The sequence below is a fragment of the Microbacterium sp. MYb64 genome, from assembly GCF_002979495.1.
GTDB classification, from domain to species: Bacteria; Actinomycetota; Actinomycetes; order Actinomycetales; family Microbacteriaceae; genus Microbacterium; species Microbacterium azadirachtae_A.
In genome coordinates this window covers 58,473-74,761 of the sequence record NZ_PCOW01000015.1, presented here as the reverse complement: position 1 = coordinate 74,761, position 16,289 = coordinate 58,473, and the positions used below count along the sequence as shown (strand labels likewise).

The following is a 16,289-nucleotide window of genomic DNA, read 5'->3' as shown; positions in this document are numbered from 1 at the left end:
GCTCAGCCCTCCGTCTGACGGGTGCGCGGATCGAGGACGGCGTAGACGATGTCGGCGATGATGTTCGCCACGAGCACCGCCATCACCAGGACCAGGAAGATGCCCTGCATCAGCGCGTAGTCCTTGGCATTGGTCGCGTTCAGCAGGAGCAGGCCGATCCCGGGGTAGGAGAAGACCATCTCCATCACGATCGTGCCGCCGACGATGAAGCCGAGCGAGAGCGCGAAGCTCTGGATCTGCGGCAGCACGGCGTTGCGCGCGGCGTACTTCCAGAGCACCCGCCGGTTCGGCAGGCCCTTCGCCTGCGCGACCGTGATGTAGTCCTCGTCGAGCACCGTGAGCATCATGTTGCGCATGCCGAGCACCCAGCCGCCGAGCGACGCGATCACGATCGTCAGCACGGGCAGCGCGGCGTGCGAAAGCACCTGGCCGATGAACTCGGCGTTCCACCCCGGTTCGACGCCGACCTCGTAGGCGTGCCCGGCCGGGAACCAGCCCAGCGTCGAGGAGAAGAACGCGATGAAGATGAGGCCGAACCAGAAGTAGGGCACCGTGCCGAGGAAGGTCGTCACCGGCACGAAGACGTCCAGCGCGCTGCCGCGCCTCCAGCCGATCACGGCGCCGACGCTCGTGCCGATCGCGAAGGAGATCACGGTGGCGACGCCGACCAGCCCGAGGGTCCACGGCAGGGCGGAGGCGATCGCCTCGCCCACCGGCGCCATGCCGGTCGAGATCGAGACGCCGAGGTCTCCGCGCAGCAGCATGCCCCAGTAGTCGAGGTACTGCTGCCACAGCGGCACCGAGGAGTCGAGGCCGAACATCAGGCGCAGCGCCTTCTCCGCGGCGGGCGTGAGCTGCCCCTGGCTGCGGGCCATGAACGAGTCGACCGCGTCGCCCTTCATCATCCGCGGGATGAAGAAGTTGATCGTGATGGCCGCCCAGGCGGTGAACAGGTAGAACGCGGCGCGGTTCAGGATGAAGCGCCACGGCACGCGGATCCCGCCCCGCTCGGCGCGGGTCGCGGTGGTGCCGACGAGCGTCGGGTCGACGGCGGGGGCGGTCGTCGGTTCGGCGCTCACAGCGCACCTCCTGCCACGGGCACCGCGGGCCTGCCGAAGTGCTTCTCGGGATCGGGCGACGCGGCGCGCAGCTCGCGGGTGTACGGATCCTGCGGATGGAGGATCACGTCGTCGGCAGGGCCGCGTTCGACGACCCGGCCCTGGTTGAGCACCATGATCTCGTCGCTGAAGTGACGCGCGGTCGCGAGGTCGTGCGTGATGTAGAGCACGCCGAGCCCCTCCTCCCGCTGCAGCTCGGCGAGCAGGTTCAGCACACCGAGCCGGATCGAGACATCGAGCATCGAGACCGGCTCGTCGGCGATCAGCAGGTCGGGACGGGAGGCCAGAGCCCGGGCGATCGCGACGCGCTGGCGCTGTCCGCCGGAGAGCTCGTGCGGACGGCGGTCGATCACGGCGTCGGGTTCCAGCCGGACCCGGTCGAGGAGGCGCCGCACCTCGGCGTCGACGTCCTTCCGCGGAACGACCCGATCCAGCTGCAGCGGACGCTCGATGTGGTGCCGGATCGAGTGGGACGGATTCAGCGACGCGAACGGATCCTGGAACACCATCCGCAGGCGCTGCCGGTAGCGGCGCAGGCCAGCACCCCTGCGCGGGATCGCCTCGCCGTCCAGCAGCACCTCGCCGTGCGTGGGCGATTCCAGCTGGGTGAGGATCTTCGCGATCGTGGACTTGCCGCTGCCCGACTGCCCGACCAGGCCGATCGTCTGGCGTGCTCCCAGTGTGAAGCTCACGTCGTCGAGCGCCTTGATCCGGCCGGCTCCGCGGACGTTGTAGATCTTCGTGACGTTCTTGATCTCGAGCGTCGTCATCGCCGCACCATCCCTCTCTCGCCGGTGAGCCGGGGGAACGAGCTCAGCAGCGTCCGGGTGTACTCGTGCTGCGGGTCGGTCCAGATCTGCTCGGCGGTGGCCAGCTCCACGATCTCCCCGGCGCGCATGATCGCGATGCGGTCGCTGATCTCCAGCAGCAGCGGCAGGTCGTGCGTGATGAAGACGACCGAGAAGCCGAACTCGCGGCGCAGCTGTGAGATCTGGCTGAGGATCTCGCGCTGCACCAGCACGTCCAGCGCCGTGGTCGGCTCATCCATGACCATGAGCTGCGGACGCAGCGCGAGGGCCATCGCGATCATCACGCGCTGCCGCATCCCGCCGGAGAGCTCGTGCGGGTAGGAGCGTCGCCGCTGCCCGCCCACCTTCACGATCTCCAGGAGTTCGACGACCGCGTCCCGGCGTTCGGTGCGGGTCATCCCCGGGCGGTGCACCCGGAACACGTCGTCCAGCTGGGCGCCGATCGTGGCCACAGGGTTGAGCGCGTTCATCGCACCCTGGAACACCATCGAGATCCGGTCCCAGCGGAAGCGGCGCATCTGCTCGACGTCGAGCGCGTTCACGTCGACGTCCTCGCCGGACGCGTCGTGGAACGTGACGCTGCCGCTGGTGATCACGGCCGGCGGCTTGAGCAGCCGCTGCACGCCGTACGCGAGGGTCGTCTTGCCGCAGCCGCTCTCGCCGGCCAGGCCGACGATCTCGCCGCGGCCGATCTCGAGGGTGACGTTCTTGACCGCCGCGACGGGCGGATCCACGTCGTACACGACCGAGAAGTCGCGCACGGAGAGAAGGGGGTCTGTCATGAGGGCATGCTCCTGTAGCGGTCGTCGAGCGAGGCCGTGCGTCGCACGGCGCCCGCTCGACGACCGAGAGGGATCGGACTGCTACTTACCGGCCGGCTTCAGCTTCAGCACGACCTGGACGGCGGAGGGCTGGGTCGGGTCGGCCGTGGCGTACTGGTCGTCCTCGCTCGGCCACCCGGTGTACTTCCGAGTGTTGTACTCGCCCAGTTGCGGGTGGGTGCCGATCGGGATCGCCGGCACGTCCTCCACGAAGATCTTCTGCAGCTTGTTCAGCGCATCCGTGCGGGTGGCATCGTCCGAGGCCTGCGCGTACTGCGCCAGCAGCGCGGTCGCCTCGGGGTTGTTATAGCGGCCGAAGTTGTCGGAGACCTTGCCGCCGGCCGCCTGCTCCAGGTAGGCGCCGTTCATCACGTCGTCGTAGATGTGCCAGGGGTTCGTACCCGATCCCGTCCAGTGCAGCGCGGCGTCGAAGTTGCCGGTCGCGACGTTGCTGAGCCAGGTGTCCGCGTCGGGGGTGGCGACCTTGGCGTCGGCGCCCAGCGTGCTCTTGACCTGGGTGGCGACGAGCTGGATCCCGGTGACGTAGTCGTTCCAGCCCTGCGGATCCTGCAGCGTGAACGACACCGGAGCGCCGGCCGGATCGATCAGCGCGTCCTTGTTCCAGGTGTATCCCGCATCGGTGAGCACCTTCTTGGCGCCGTCCACGTCGATCGAGAACGTCTTGTCCTTGTACTCGGGGGCGATGTACTGGTCGCCCGTCGGCTGCGGGATGCCGGTCACGCTCGTCAGCTCCGGACCGGCGTTGCTGCGCGCCTTCTCGGCGTGCGCCTTGCGGTCGATCACCATGTTCACGGCCTTGCGGAACGCGGGGTCGTTGAACGGCGCCTTCGTCGTGTTCACCACGATCATGTCGGGGCTCAGCACGTTGGCGGCCCAGAACACGTTGTGCTTCGCGTCCTTGTCGACGTAGTTCTTCTGGAAGTCGGTGATGAAGATCTGCGCCCAGTCCGTCTCGCCGTTCTGCAGACCGCGGAGCAGACCGGTGTTGTCGTTGTACTCGAGGTACTTGAGCTGCGGGACGGGTACGTCGCCGCCCCAGTAGTCCTTGCGCGAGGAGAGCACGACGCCCTGCGAGGAGAAGCTCTTGATCGTGTACGGCCCGGTGCCGATGGCCTCCTTGACCGGATCCTTGGTCGGGTCGGCGATCGCCTTCCACTGGTGCTCCGGCACGATGCCGACCTGCAGCACGTCGCCCTGCTTGACGAACTTCGACTCGCTGAAGCTCAGAATGACGTTGTCGCCCTCCTTCTTGATGTCGGCCAGTTTGAGTCCGCCGAGATCGAGCGCCGGGGTGTTCTTGATCAGCGTGTAGGTGAAGACGATGTCGTCTGCGGTGAACGGCTTGCCGTCGCTCCACTTCACGCCGGTGCGCGGAGTGACGGTCAGCTGCGTGTAGTCGGCGTTCCACTCGACCTTCGAGGCCAGCCAGGGCGTGGTCTCGTTCTTGCCGACCGGGTTCACCATCGCGAGCGGTTCGTAGATCATGCGGTCGTAGCCGAGCGACATGCCGGATCCGGTGCTGATGAACGGGTTGTTGATCTGGGTGGCCAGCACGGCGGCTCCATCGGGCTTCGCGATCGTGAGCGAACCGCCGGCCGAGCCGGACGTGCTGCCACCGCCGGACGAACAGCCGGTCAGCGCCACCGCGCCGATCGCCGCGAACGCCGTCACCGCGATCAAGGTCTTCCTGAGCGTCATTGCTTCTCCTTCTGGTGGGGCACGGCCGTCGTGCGCCATCTGGTGCGGGGTCCCGCTTTCCCTGAGGGAATTTACTTACTAGCGGGAAAGTAAGTAAAGGTGAGGTTACCGATCAGTAAGCTGGATGACAAGCAGGGGAGGGGAAACGAAATGGTCACGACCACATCGAGCCGCGTGAAGTCGCGCCCCGAGACCGAGCGCAAGCGGACCGAGATCCTGAAGGCCGCGATGGAGATCTTCGGCGCCAAGGGATCCACGAACGGCACCCTCGCCGACATCGCGGAGCAGGTCGGCATGACGCATGCCGGCGTGCTGCATCACTTCGGCTCGAAGCAGAAGCTGCTGCTCGAAGTGCTCGCCTACCGCGACGAGAGCGACGTCGCCGGACTCGCCGAGAAGCACATCCCCGACGGCCCGGCCCTCTTCCTGCATCTGGTCAAGACGGCGCTCGTGAACGAGCTGCGGCCGGGCATCGTGCAGGTCTACACCGTGCTCTCCAACGAGTCGGTGACCGATGACCATCCCGCGCGCGGGTTCTTCGAGCACCGGTACGCGAAGCTCAGGGAGGAGCTGGCCGCCGCGTTCGACGAGTTGTGCGCCCAGCAGGGCGTGACCGACACCACGCGCATCGCCACGGCCTCCGCGTCGATCCTCGCGGTCATGGACGGCCTGCAGCTGCAGTGGCTGCTGGACCCGTCGGCCGTCGACCTCGCCGAGGCCAGCTCGTTCGCGATCGAGGCGATCGTGAACGGCGTGCTCCGCCCCGGTCCCCCGCTCGAGACCTACGCGCCCGACGCGTCCCGTCGCTGACCGGTCGCCGCGACCTCCGAGGGATCCGTCCGGGTGGCGGATCCGCGTAGGCTCGGCGCTATGACGATCGACCTCGAAGCGCTCTTCATCGACCTCCACCGCAACCCCGAGCTCTCGTTCCAGGAGACGCGCACCGCCGCGATCGCCGCCGGGCACCTGCGCGACCTCGGGCTGGAGGTCACCGAGGGCATCGGGCGCACCGGCGTGATCGGGGTGCTCGCGAACGGCCAGGGCCCCGTCGTGTGGGCGCGCGCCGACATGGACGCGCTGCCCGTGACCGAGCAGACGGGTCTCGCCTACGCGAGCACCGCGACCGGCATCGATCCCGAGGGCCACGAGGTCGGCATCATGCACGCCTGCGGCCACGACATGCATGTGACCGCGATGATCGGCGCCGTCGAGGAGCTCGTCCGCACCAGGGACGAGTGGTCCGGCACGCTCGTCGTCGTCATCCAGCCCGCCGAGGAGTACGGCGCCGGCGCCCGCGCGATGCTAGACGACGGCGCCCTCGACCGCTTCCCCCGCCCCGATGTCGTCATCGGACAGCACGTCACCCCCTTCCCGGCCGGCATGATCGGCGTCCGTCCCGGCCCGCAGATGTCGGCATCCGACGGCCTGCACGTCGTGCTGCACGGCCGCGGAGGGCACGGCTCGCGCCCGCACTCCACGATCGACCCCGTGGTCATGGCCGCCGCGACCGTCATGCGCCTGCAGACCGTGGTCTCGCGCGAGGTGGATCCGCACGACCTCGCCGTCGTCACCGTCGGCGCGATCCACGCCGGCACCAAGAACAACATCATCCCGGCCGAGGCCACGCTCGATCTCAGCCTGCGCTACCCCGACGAGGCTCTGCGCGAGAAGGTGCTGGAGAAGGTCGAGCGCGTCATCAAGGCCGAGGCGATGGCATCCGGCGCCCTCGAGGATCCGACCATCGAGACGCTGCACACGCTGCCAGCGACCATCAACGACGCCGCCGCGACAGAGCGCGCGACGGCAGCCTTCCGGGCCGCGTTCGGCGACGCGAACGTCATCGACCCCGGCCTGTTCACCGGCAGCGAGGACGTGTCCTGGTTCGCGCGCGACGCCGGCGTTCCGCTCGTGTTCTGGTTCTGGGGCGGCGTCGACCCGGTCCGCTACGCGACAGCTGTGGCGAACGACACGGTCGACAGCGAGATCGCCACGAACCACTCGCCGTTCTTCGCCGTCGAGATCCACCCGACGATCGAAGTCGGCGTGCAGGCCCTGACGGTCGCCGCCCGCGAGTTCCTGGACTGACACGCGCCCTGACGCGCAGCAACTTTGCAGGACTTTTGTAACTCTGCAGGACGGATCCGCCCGATTCGTCCTGCGGAACTGCAGACGTCCTTCAGAATGACGACCGGAGGATCCAGAACCGCGTCTGACCGGATCCGCGCTCAGACGTCGACGCGGACGGGCGGCAGTGCGGCGAGCGGGGCGTGCGCCTCGTGGTGCAGCCGCTCCATGCGCTCGTCGAGCTCGCTCGCGGCGTCCGCCGCGGCGGTGAGGTCGTCCACGAGGTGCGCGGGCACCTGGCCCTGGAACTTGTAGTGGATCTTGTGCTCGAGGCTCGCCCAGAAGTCCATCGCGATCGTGCGGAACTGCACCTCGACGGGCACCATGATCGGGCCGGAGGAGAGGAACACCGGCACCTCGAGGATCGCGTGCAGGCTGCGGTAGCCGTTGGCCTTCGGCGTCGCGATGTAGTCCTTCACGATGCGCACGGTGATGTCGTCCTGTGCGGCGAGCAGGTCGAACAGCCGGTAGACGTCGGCGACGAAGCTGCACGTCACGCGCACGCCGGCGATGTCGGTGATGTTGGCGCGGATCGTGTCGAAGTCGGGCTCGATCCCCCGGCGGGCCACCTTCTCCACGATGCTGTCGGGCGTCTTGACCCGGCTCTTCACGTGCTCGATCGGGTTGTAGGAGTGGTGGTGCGTGAACTCGTCCCGCAGGATCGAGATCTTGGTCTCGATCTCGCGCATCCCGAACTCGTACTCGTGCAGGAACCGCTGGAACTCGTCGCGCAGCTCGCGCGCCTCGGACAGGGTCTGGTTCAGCGCATCGTCGTCCAGGGGGGCCATGCTCATGTCTGCGACGCTACGCAAAAGGAGTTCGGATCTCCTGTGTGTTCGTTCTGAGCGGACCAACGAGTCGTCGAGAGAGCGCTCTCCGGACCCTCGCATCTACCCGTTCCGGACACGCCCGGGGGCCGCCGACGGCAAAGAGTGATGGAACAGTGATGCAACAACCCGCGCGCGAAATTGCATCCGCCCCGTTCCAGGCGTAATTTAGCCGCTCGTGGCAAATGACAGCCGTGAGAGCGCCGACGCCCCGCAGGTAGCCAAACGCATCCTGCTCGGGGAGCCGCTCAGCACAGAGAAGGCGAACGAACAGCTCCTCCCGAAACGGATGGCGCTGCCGATCTTCGCATCCGACGCGCTCTCCTCCGTGGCCTACGGCCCGCAGGAGATGCTGATGACCCTCGGGCTCGGCGGTCTGGCGTTCCTCGCCTTCGCGCCCTGGGTCGCCGCGGCCGTCGTCCTGCTGCTGATCGTGATCGTGCTGAGCTACCGCAAGCTCATCCAGGCGTACCCCTCGGGCGGCGGCGACTACGAGGTCGCGTCGAAGAACCTCGGCGAGATCCCCGGCGTCGTCGTGGCTGCAGCCCTCCTCGTCGACTACATCCTCACGGTGTCCGTGTCGATCGCCTCCGGCGTGGACAACATCATCTCCGCGGTGCCGCAGCTCGACCCCTGGCGCGTCGAGCTCGCGGTCGGCTTCGTCATCCTCATCGTGGTCGTGAACCTGCGCGGCGTGCGCGAGGCGTCCACGTTCTTCGCGATCCCGACGTACGTCTTCGTCGGATCCGTCGCCGTCATGATCGTCACGGGCCTGGTGCGCACCTTCCTCGGCGACGCCCCGATCGCCGAGAGCGCGCAGTACACGATGCACGGCGACCAGCTCGCGAACGCGGCGGTCATCCTGCTCGTGCTGCGCGCGTTCTCCAGCGGCTGTTCCGCCCTGACCGGCGTCGAGGCCGTCTCCAACGGCGTGCAGGCGTTCCGGATCCCGAAGATCCGCAACGCGCAGGCGACGCTCGCGATGATGGGCGGGATCGCGATCCTGCTGTTCACCGGCCTCACCGCGCTCGGGCTGATCACCCAAGTGCACTACGCGGAGAACCCGTGCCGCGACCTGGTCGGCTTCAACTGCGCACTCCCCCAGCAGTCGCTCATGGCGCAGATCGCCTCGGCCGTCTTCGGCGGCGGATCCCTGCCGTTCTTCATCATCCAGGCCGCGACCGCGTGCGTGCTGCTCCTCGCCGCCAACACCGCGTTCAACGGCTTCCCGCTGCTCGGCGCCGTGCTCGCCCGAGACGGCTACGCCCCCAAGGCGCTGAACACCCGCGGCGACCGCCTCGTGTTCTCGAACGGCATGATCCTGCTCGGCATCGCCGCGATCGGCGTACTGGTGCTGTTCCAGGCGAACCTCACGAACCTGATCCAGCTCTACATCATCGGCGTCTTCGTGTCGTTCTCGCTCGGCCAGGTCGGCATGGTGCGGCATTGGCGGCGCCTGCTGGCCGGGACCAAGGTCATGAGCGTGAAGGACGCGCAACCCGTGCGCCGCACGGCCTACACGGGCCTCGCGATCAACTCCCTCGGCGCGTCCATGACGATCGCGGTGCTCGTGATCGTCACGGTCACCAAGTTCACGCACGGCGCCTGGATGGTGTTCATCGCGATCCCCGTCCTCGCGCTGCTCATGATGGGCGTGAAGCGCTACTACCGCGACGTCGAGCACGAGATCTCGATCGACGACACGACCCACTTCGGATCCGAGGGCGATGTCGCGATCATCCTCGTCAACCGGCTGCAGAAGCCGGTGATCAAGGCGATCGACTATGCGATCGCCGCCAAGCACCAGAAGACGATCGCGCTGCACGTCGCCGCCAACCCGGAGGACGGCGTGCAGCTGCAGAAGGACTGGCAGCAGCACCGGATCCCGATCCCCCTCGTGATCGTGGAGTCGCCCTTCCGCCACTACGCGGCGCCGGTCGAGGCGTACATCAACAAGTACCGGCAGAAGCACGGGCCCGCGGTGGTCACCGTGTACCTGCCGCAGTACATCGTGGGGCACTGGTGGGAGTCGATCCTGCACAACCGCCGCGCGCGCCGCGTGGCCACCCAGCTGATGATGGTGCACGGCGTCACGATCACGCTCGTGCCGTGGCTGCTCGACTCCTCCGAGCTCATCTACGGACGCCGCTCCCGCCCCGTGCCCGGCCAGCAGCGCGCCGGCCGCCCGCTCTACGGCGACGCGAACGCCCAGCCCGGCCGCCGCGCGCAGCGCCCCGCCGGCCCGCCCGAGAAGGGCTGACCCGGCTCCGGCCGTCCCTCCCGTTTCGAAGCGCGCACTTTGCTGGATCCACTACCGGAACACCGCTAAGTGCGCGCTTCGAAACGGGCATCCTTGGTGCGGGGCCGGTGCCAGCCACGGTAGGGGTCCCACCAGTGCGGGCCTCGGATCTCGGGGACCCCGTGGCGCATGCGGACCTGCCAGCCCGAAGTCTCCAGAGTGCGGTGGTGATGCCAGCACAGGGCGACACCGTTGCTCGTATGCGTGGGGCCCCCGCGGGCGTGTTCCTGGACGTGATGGATCTCGCACCAGGTCGCGGGGACGTGGCAGCCGGGGATCACGCATTCCCGGTCGCGGAGGACGATCGCGCGACGCTGCACGGCGGTGAAGATGCGGGCCGTGGTGCCGATCGAGACGATCTGGCCCCGCTCGTCGAACAGGACCCGCTGGATCCCACCCGCACAGGCCGTGTGCCGGGCGACAGAGACCGGGACGTCCCCGCCGGTGCCTTCCAGGCGTGCCCGCCCGGTCCCGGAGACATAGTCCTCCGCGGTCACCGAGACCACCAGGGTCGGGGCAGCACCACCCAACTGAGGCATGCCAGCGGACGCGGCAGCCGCATGCAAGATCATCGCGAGGTTGTCATGGTTCCGCTGCGCCGGAGTACGGGCCTCGTCCGGGACGGGAAGCCCGTCTACCGTGTCGGGGCTGGCATCCGAGCCGCCACCGGTCTTGTCTGACACGGTGTCGTCGGCGCGGAACGCGACCGGCCCAGTCCCCGAACCCGACGATGGTGCCGACAGCGACGGTGATCCGGTCGCGGCCGGATTGTTGAGCGCATCGTTCAGACGCTGCAACTGCGCGGCGACCTCGGGCAGCAGCCCACCCGAGACCGGGTGCACCCCATCCCGGAGCGCACCGACCCGCAACGCCCTGTTCCGCTCCCCCGCCCGATCCTCAGGCTCGGCCCCGTCCGGATCCAACCGCAACATCAACACCCGCGAGAAATCCGCCAACTCATCCGTCGACGGACAAGGCCCCGGACGCCCCTGCTCATCCGGCAGATCCTCCCCCCGCGCCGTACGCGCGAGCAACCCGTCCACCACCTCCCGCTCCTCCGCGCTGATCCGGTTCCCCGCCCGCTGCACCGGACCGACCGCTGCCAGCAACCCCGCCACCGAGACCACCCCGTCCCGCAACACCTCCGCCATCGCAGGGAACACCGCCGAACCCAACCCGCCACTGGACAGCAGCACCTCCCGGTGCGTGAAACCGGCGGCGCGCACGAACCCCCGCGCCGTGCCCACATCGGTCCGCAACGCCCGCCGCAACAGCTCCGTCACATCCCGACACCCCGCCACCGGCGACACCCGCTCCTCCACGACCCGCCGATCCCGATCCGCGACCTGCCCCACCAACCCGGTCAGCACCGCATCCACCCGCCGCCGCACCGACCCGGCCACCACCAACGCCGACACCAAACCAGCGCCATCGACCCCGTCGAACCCCGCGCCCATCTCCACCGACGCGCACAACCCCGCCAGCAGGTCATCCACCTGCTGCAGAACCTCCGCCGGACTCGATCTCATACCCCCATCCAACACGGGGCCACCGACATTCGAACCCCCAGATCAGTCCATATTTCTGAACCATGCAGAACTCCCCCGAAACGCAACCTGTGGAGGACGAAACAACCACCACCGCACACCCCCGGTGCACGACCCGGCGCCCTCCGAAGCCCCTTCACACCAGGCCCGGCCGATCGATCAGGCCGTTCCTCAGCCGGGCCGAAGCGATGGCTGAATGAGTATTCAATTCACGGTATCCTGCGTCCGTGGACGATGACACTGGGATCCTGATCTTCCTCGGCGTAGGCGTGCTGGTACTCATCGGCATCATCGTGTTCGGTGTGCTGAGCACACGACGGAAGCGCGCTGCCACACAGCGCACCTTCACCGTGCGCCAGGCGTCGATCGGCGGCCAGCCGTTCCTCGAGAGCTCCGACCTCGACGCCTCGGACAAGCGCCAGGAGGAGCTGTTCCGGGCCACCTATCTCATCGGCGGCAGTCTCGTGCTCGCGTGGGCGGGGGCCGACGGCGACCGGATCGAGCAGGAGGTCCATGTCTCGCGGATCTCGCGGAGCCTCCGCGCCGGGTGGCCGCAGGCGAAGCTCGGCCTCTCGGTCTACTTCCGGGAATGGGAGGGCAGCGAATTCCCCGTGCGCTTCACGGTGAAGGGGCGCGACAAGGTGACGAGCGTCGAGCTCGACGCGACCGGCGTGCGTGCCGTCGACGCCGCCCAGAATCTCGTGTGGTCGGCGCCGTGGGAGAGGCTGCTCGTCTCGAACGGAACCGACATCGTGCTCTCGGACGGTGCGTCGAAGACGATCCGGTTCGAGCCTCTGGCGGACGAGCCCGAGCTGGAGGAGATCCTCATCAAGTACGGCACGATGAAGCAGATGCACTTCTGACGCGCCCGACGCGGATCCTGCCCGCCGCGTGTGGGACCCGCATGGGTTCCCGGCGCAGGGCGTGAGCAAAGCGTGAGGAACCCCCGCTCGCGGTGACGGAACCGGTTCGATCGGATCCGTGCTCGACATCATCTACGCAGCCCTCGTGCTCGCCGTGTTCGCCCTCGTCGCGCTGATCGCGAAGGGGGTGGAGAAGCTGTGATCGTCGTGGAGATCGTGGCCGCCGTCCTCGCCATCGCCGCGATCGGCTACCTCGTGGTGGCCCTCGTCGCCCCGGAGAAGTTCTGATGGGCGCCGCGGACATCTGGCTCGGCGTGCTGCAGGCCGCCACCCTCATCGCCGTCCTCGTGCTGCTGTACCGCCCGCTCGGCGACTACATGGCGCGCGTCTACACCGGAGCGAAGGATCTGCGCGTGGAGCGCGGCATCTACCGCCTGATCGGCGTGGACGCCTCCTCCGAACAGACCTGGCGCGCCTACGCCCGCAGCGTGCTCGCGTTCTCCGTGGTCGGGCTGCTCCTGCTCTATCTGCTGCAGCGCGTGCAGCAGATCCTGCCGCTCTCGCTCGGCCTGCCCGCGGTGCCGGAGGGCCTGGCGTTCAACACCGCCGCGTCGTTCGTCGCCAACACCAACTGGCAGTCGTACTCGCCGGAGCAGACCATGGGCCACCTCGTGCAGCTCGCCGGCCTCGCCGTGCAGAACTTCACCTCGGCCGCGGTCGGGATCGCCGTCGCGATCGCCCTCGTGCGCGGCTTCGCGCGCCGCGGCAGCGCGACGATCGGCAACTTCTGGGTCGACCTCATCCGCGGCCTGATTCGGCTGCTGCTGCCCCTCGCGATCCTCTCGGCGCTCGCCCTCATCGCGGGAGGCGTGGCGCAGAACCTCTCCGGCTTCACCGACCTGCACACGGTCGCGGGCGCCGCGCAGTCGGTCCCCGGCGGGCCCGTCGCCTCGCAGGAGGCCATCAAGCTCCTCGGCACGAACGGCGGCGGCTTCTACAACGCCAACTCCGCGCACCCGTTCGAGAACCCGACCGCGTGGACCAATCTCCTCGAGATCCTGCTGATCCTGGCGATCCCCTTCGCACTGCCCCGCACGTTCGGGCGGATCGTCGGCGACCACCGTCAGGGCTACGCGATCGCCGCCGTGATGGGCACGATCTTCCTGGCCTCCCTGGTCGCGCTGAGCGCCTTCGAGGTGAACGGCCAGGGTGCCGCGCCGCAGCTGGCCGGAGCCGCGATGGAGGGCAAGGAGCAGCGCTTCGGGATCCTCGGATCCACCCTCTTCGGCACCGCGTCCACGCTCACCTCCACCGGTGCCGTGAACTCGATGCACGACTCCTACACGGCCCTCGGCGGCATGATGCCGATGATCAACATGATGCTCGGCGAGGTCGCCCCCGGCGGCGTCGGATCGGGCCTCTACGGCATGCTCATCCTCGCCGTGATCGCCGTGTTCGTGGGCGGGCTGCTGGTCGGCCGCACCCCCGAGTACCTCGGCAAGCGCCTCGGCCCGCGCGAGATCAAGCTCGCGAGCCTCTACATCCTGGTGACGCCGACCCTCGTGCTCGCCGGCACCGCACTGAGCTTCGCGATCCCGCCGATCCGCGCCGACGTCGAGAACACCTCGATCCTCAATCCCGGCCCGCACGGCCTCAGCGAGGTGCTGTACGCCTTCACCTCGGCGGCGAACAACAACGGATCCGCCTTCGCCGGGCTCACCGCGAACACCCCCTGGCTGAACACCGCACTCGGCGTCGCGATGCTGCTCGGCAGGTTCATCCCGATCGTGTTCGTCCTGGCGCTGGCCGGATCCCTCGCCCAGCAGCAGCGCGTGCCGGAGACGGCGGGAACGCTGCCCACGCACCGCCCGCAGTTCGTCGGGCTCCTCATCGCGGTCTCCGTCGTGGTCACCGCCCTCACCTACTTCCCCGTGCTCACGCTCGGGCCGCTCGCAGAAGGACTCGTCCGATGACCGTCATCACCCCCTCGGTCCCTGAGCCTGTCGAAGGGCTCACCCACCCGGCTCCGGAGCCGCACCCCGGGTCCGGATCCGGATCCCCGAAGCGCCCGCAGCGCGCGTTCGGCTGGTCGCAGCTCGTGCGGGCGCTCCCCGGCGCACTGCGCCGGCTCAACCCCGCGACGCTGCTGCGCAACCCCGTGATCCTGCTGGTCTGGGCCGGGGCCGCGCTCACCACGGTCCTGGCGATCGCCGAGCCGTTCCTCGGATCCGGCGCCGCGGAGTCCGGCGGCACGCCGGTGCCGAACGGCTTCACCTGGTCGATCGCGGTCTGGCTGTGGCTCACAGTGCTGTTCGCGAACGTCGCGGAGTCGGTCGCCGAGGGCCGCGGCAAGGCGCAAGCCGCCACGCTGCGCAAGACCCGCACGAGCACCATGGCCCGCCGCGTCACGGGCTACGACGCCTCCTCCGATCCGTCGGCGGAGCGCGCGGCGACCGAGGAGGTCTCGTCCTCCGACCTGCGCCGCGACGACGTCGTGATCGTGGTCGCGGGCGAGCCGATCCCCGGCGACGGCGACATCATCGCCGGCATCGCGACCGTCGACGAATCGGCGATCACCGGGGAGAGCGCCCCTGTGGTGCGCGAGTCGGGCGGCGACCGCAGCGCCGTGACCGGCGGCACCCGCGTGCTGTCGGACCGGATCGTGGTGCGGATCACCTCGAAACCGGGCGAGACCTTCGTCGACCGCATGATCGCGCTCGTCGAGGGCGCAGACCGGCAGCGCACGCCCAACGAGATCGCACTCAACATCCTGCTTGCGAGCCTGTCGATCGTCTTCCTCGTGGTCGTGATCGCGCTCAACCCGATCGCGTCGTACTCCGCGTCGCCGGTCAGCATCCCGGTGCTGATCGCCCTCCTCGTGTGCCTCATCCCGACCACGATCGGAGCGCTGCTGAGCGCGATCGGCATCGCCGGAATGGACCGGCTCGTGCAGCGCAACGTGCTCGCGATGTCGGGCCGCGCGGTCGAGGCCGCAGGAGACGTGACCACGCTGCTGCTCGACAAGACCGGCACCATCACCTACGGCAACCGTCGCGCCACCGATGTGCTGCCGGTCACCGGGGTCTCTGCGGAGGAGCTGCTGCACGCGGCGGCTCTGTCCTCGCTCGCCGACCCCACGCCCGAGGGTGCCTCGATCGTCGAGCTCGCCGCCGCTCGCGGCATCACGGCCACCGCGCCCCAGGGCGCGGAGACCGTGCCCTTCACGGCGCAGACGCGCATGAGCGGGGTGGATCTGGCCGACGGATCGCAGATCCGCAAGGGCGCAGGATCCGCGATCCGCGCCTGGATCGAGACGTCCGGATCCGGCGCCGGCGCCGACGAGGCGGCCCGCTTCGCCGACGAGATCGCCGCCTCGGGTGGCACCCCGCTCGTGGTGGCGGTGGTCTCTTCGGCAGGAGAAGCCCGGATCCTCGGCGTCGTGCACCTCAAGGACGTCGTCAAGGAGGGGCTGTCGGAGCGGTTCCAGGAACTGCGCAGCATGGGGATCCGCACCGTGATGATCACGGGCGACAACCCGCTCACGGCGAAGGCGATCGCGGCCGAGGCCGGCGTGGACGACTACCTCGCCGAGGCCACTCCTGAGGACAAGCTCGCCCTCATCCGCCGTGAACAGGAGGGCGGGCGCCTCGTCGCGATGACCGGAGACGGCACCAACGACGCCCCCGCGCTCGCGCAGGCCGATGTCGGCGTCGCCATGAACACCGGGACCTCGGCCGCCAAGGAGGCCGGGAACATGGTCGACCTCGACTCGGATCCGACCAAGCTCATCGACATCGTGCGCATCGGCAAGCAGCTGCTCATCACCCGTGGCGCGCTCACCACGTTCTCGCTCGCGAACGACATCGCGAAGTACTTCGCGATCATCCCGGCGATGTTCATGGGCGCGTTCCCGGGGCTCGCAGCGCTCAACATCATGCAGCTGCACTCGCCGGCATCCGCCGTCACGAGCGCGATCATCTTCAACGCGATCGTCATCGTGTTCCTGATCCCGCTCGCCCTGCGCGGCGTGAAGTACAGGCCGGCGAGCGCCTCGCAGATCCTGCAGCGGAACCTGCTGATCTACGGCGTGGGCGGCGTCATCGCCCCGTTCGTCGGCATCAAACTCATCGACCTCGTCGTCGCCCTCATCCCCGGCTTCTGA

General features: G+C 68.7%; 12 protein-coding genes and 1 pseudogene. 7 read left to right on the top strand and 6 right to left on the bottom strand.

The features are described from left to right. Positions 1-2 precede the first annotated feature (2 nt). From CQ044_RS13685 to CQ044_RS13670, 4 genes and pseudogenes are all read right to left on the bottom strand, one after another. The gene (locus CQ044_RS13685) at positions 3-1,079 is read right to left on the bottom strand and encodes an ABC transporter permease (RefSeq protein ID WP_105688975.1); all 1,077 of its coding nucleotides are present in this window, start codon (positions 1,077-1,079) and stop codon (positions 3-5) included. Continuing rightward, positions 1,076-1,786 (bottom strand): annotated as a pseudogene (locus CQ044_RS13680) (ABC transporter ATP-binding protein); the annotation flags it as partial. The pseudogene CQ044_RS13680 and the gene CQ044_RS13685, both read right to left, overlap by 4 nt. Before the next feature lie 98 nt (positions 1,787-1,884). Further along, complete coding sequence (locus CQ044_RS13675; RefSeq protein WP_045271754.1) at positions 1,885-2,709, bottom strand: ABC transporter ATP-binding protein; 825 nt, start codon at positions 2,707-2,709, stop codon at positions 1,885-1,887. 81 nt (positions 2,710-2,790) lie between these two features. Continuing rightward, complete coding sequence (locus CQ044_RS13670) at positions 2,791-4,467, bottom strand: ABC transporter substrate-binding protein (protein ID WP_105688973.1); 1,677 nt, start codon at positions 4,465-4,467, stop codon at positions 2,791-2,793. Between the two features lie 150 nt (positions 4,468-4,617). Between CQ044_RS13670 and CQ044_RS13665 the strand changes: the two genes are divergently transcribed. Further along, positions 4,618-5,277: a TetR/AcrR family transcriptional regulator gene (locus tag CQ044_RS13665; RefSeq protein WP_105688972.1), complete on the top strand. Its 660-nt coding sequence runs from the start codon at positions 4,618-4,620 to the stop codon at positions 5,275-5,277. A gap of 60 nt (positions 5,278-5,337) precedes the next feature. Then, positions 5,338-6,552 carry an amidohydrolase gene (locus tag CQ044_RS13660; protein WP_105688971.1) on the top strand — a complete coding sequence of 405 codons (1,215 nt, stop codon included), beginning with the start codon at positions 5,338-5,340 and terminating at the stop codon, positions 6,550-6,552. A 140-nt stretch (positions 6,553-6,692) separates the two neighbouring features. On the opposite strand, the gene CQ044_RS13655 is transcribed toward CQ044_RS13660, so the two are convergent. Then, positions 6,693-7,385: a GTP pyrophosphokinase family protein gene (locus tag CQ044_RS13655; RefSeq protein WP_045271749.1), complete on the bottom strand. Its 693-nt coding sequence runs from the start codon at positions 7,383-7,385 to the stop codon at positions 6,693-6,695. Between the two features lie 211 nt (positions 7,386-7,596). Between CQ044_RS13655 and CQ044_RS13650 the strand changes: the two genes are divergently transcribed. Further along, the gene (locus CQ044_RS13650) at positions 7,597-9,678 is read left to right on the top strand and encodes an APC family permease (protein ID WP_374954862.1); all 2,082 of its coding nucleotides are present in this window, start codon (positions 7,597-7,599) and stop codon (positions 9,676-9,678) included. A 65-nt stretch (positions 9,679-9,743) separates the two neighbouring features. On the opposite strand, the gene CQ044_RS13645 is transcribed toward CQ044_RS13650, so the two are convergent. Further along, on the bottom strand, positions 9,744-11,213 hold the full coding sequence (locus CQ044_RS13645) for an HNH endonuclease signature motif containing protein (RefSeq protein ID WP_181158320.1): 1,470 nt from the start codon (positions 11,211-11,213) through the stop codon (positions 9,744-9,746). A 278-nt stretch (positions 11,214-11,491) separates the two neighbouring features. Between CQ044_RS13645 and CQ044_RS13640 the strand changes: the two genes are divergently transcribed. The 4 genes from CQ044_RS13640 to kdpB all read left to right on the top strand — a co-directional run bounded on the left by CQ044_RS13640 (position 11,492) and on the right by kdpB (position 16,289). Next, positions 11,492-12,127: a hypothetical protein gene (locus CQ044_RS13640; RefSeq protein WP_105688969.1), complete on the top strand. Its 636-nt coding sequence runs from the start codon at positions 11,492-11,494 to the stop codon at positions 12,125-12,127. Positions 12,128-12,325: 198 nt separating this feature from the next. Next, positions 12,326-12,415, top strand: coding sequence for a potassium-transporting ATPase subunit F (locus CQ044_RS13635; RefSeq protein WP_105688968.1), 90 nt, complete (start codon positions 12,326-12,328; stop codon positions 12,413-12,415). Next, complete coding sequence (kdpA, locus tag CQ044_RS13630) at positions 12,415-14,100, top strand: potassium-transporting ATPase subunit KdpA (RefSeq protein ID WP_105688967.1); 1,686 nt, start codon at positions 12,415-12,417, stop codon at positions 14,098-14,100. The genes CQ044_RS13635 and kdpA overlap by 1 nt, the downstream gene beginning before the upstream one ends. Then, positions 14,097-16,289, top strand: coding sequence for a potassium-transporting ATPase subunit KdpB (kdpB, locus tag CQ044_RS13625; RefSeq protein ID WP_105688966.1), 2,193 nt, complete (start codon positions 14,097-14,099; stop codon positions 16,287-16,289). Before kdpA ends, kdpB begins: the two co-directional genes overlap by 4 nt.

What these genes read in the sequence shown, in the direction of transcription:
- CQ044_RS13655 (WP_045271749.1), bottom strand. Translation starts at nt 7,385, where the DNA reads ATGAGCATGGCCCCCCTGGACGACGATGCGCTGAACCAGACCCTGTCC.
- kdpA (WP_105688967.1), top strand. Translation starts at nt 12,415, where the DNA reads ATGGGCGCCGCGGACATCTGGCTCGGCGTGCTGCAGGCCGCCACCCTC.
- CQ044_RS13670 (WP_105688973.1), bottom strand. Translation starts at nt 4,467, where the DNA reads ATGACGCTCAGGAAGACCTTGATCGCGGTGACGGCGTTCGCGGCGATC.
- CQ044_RS13665 (WP_105688972.1), top strand. Translation starts at nt 4,618, where the DNA reads ATGGTCACGACCACATCGAGCCGCGTGAAGTCGCGCCCCGAGACCGAG.
- CQ044_RS13675 (WP_045271754.1), bottom strand. Translation starts at nt 2,709, where the DNA reads ATGACAGACCCCCTTCTCTCCGTGCGCGACTTCTCGGTCGTGTACGAC.
- CQ044_RS13660 (WP_105688971.1), top strand. Translation starts at nt 5,338, where the DNA reads ATGACGATCGACCTCGAAGCGCTCTTCATCGACCTCCACCGCAACCCC.
- kdpB (WP_105688966.1), top strand. Translation starts at nt 14,097, where the DNA reads ATGACCGTCATCACCCCCTCGGTCCCTGAGCCTGTCGAAGGGCTCACC.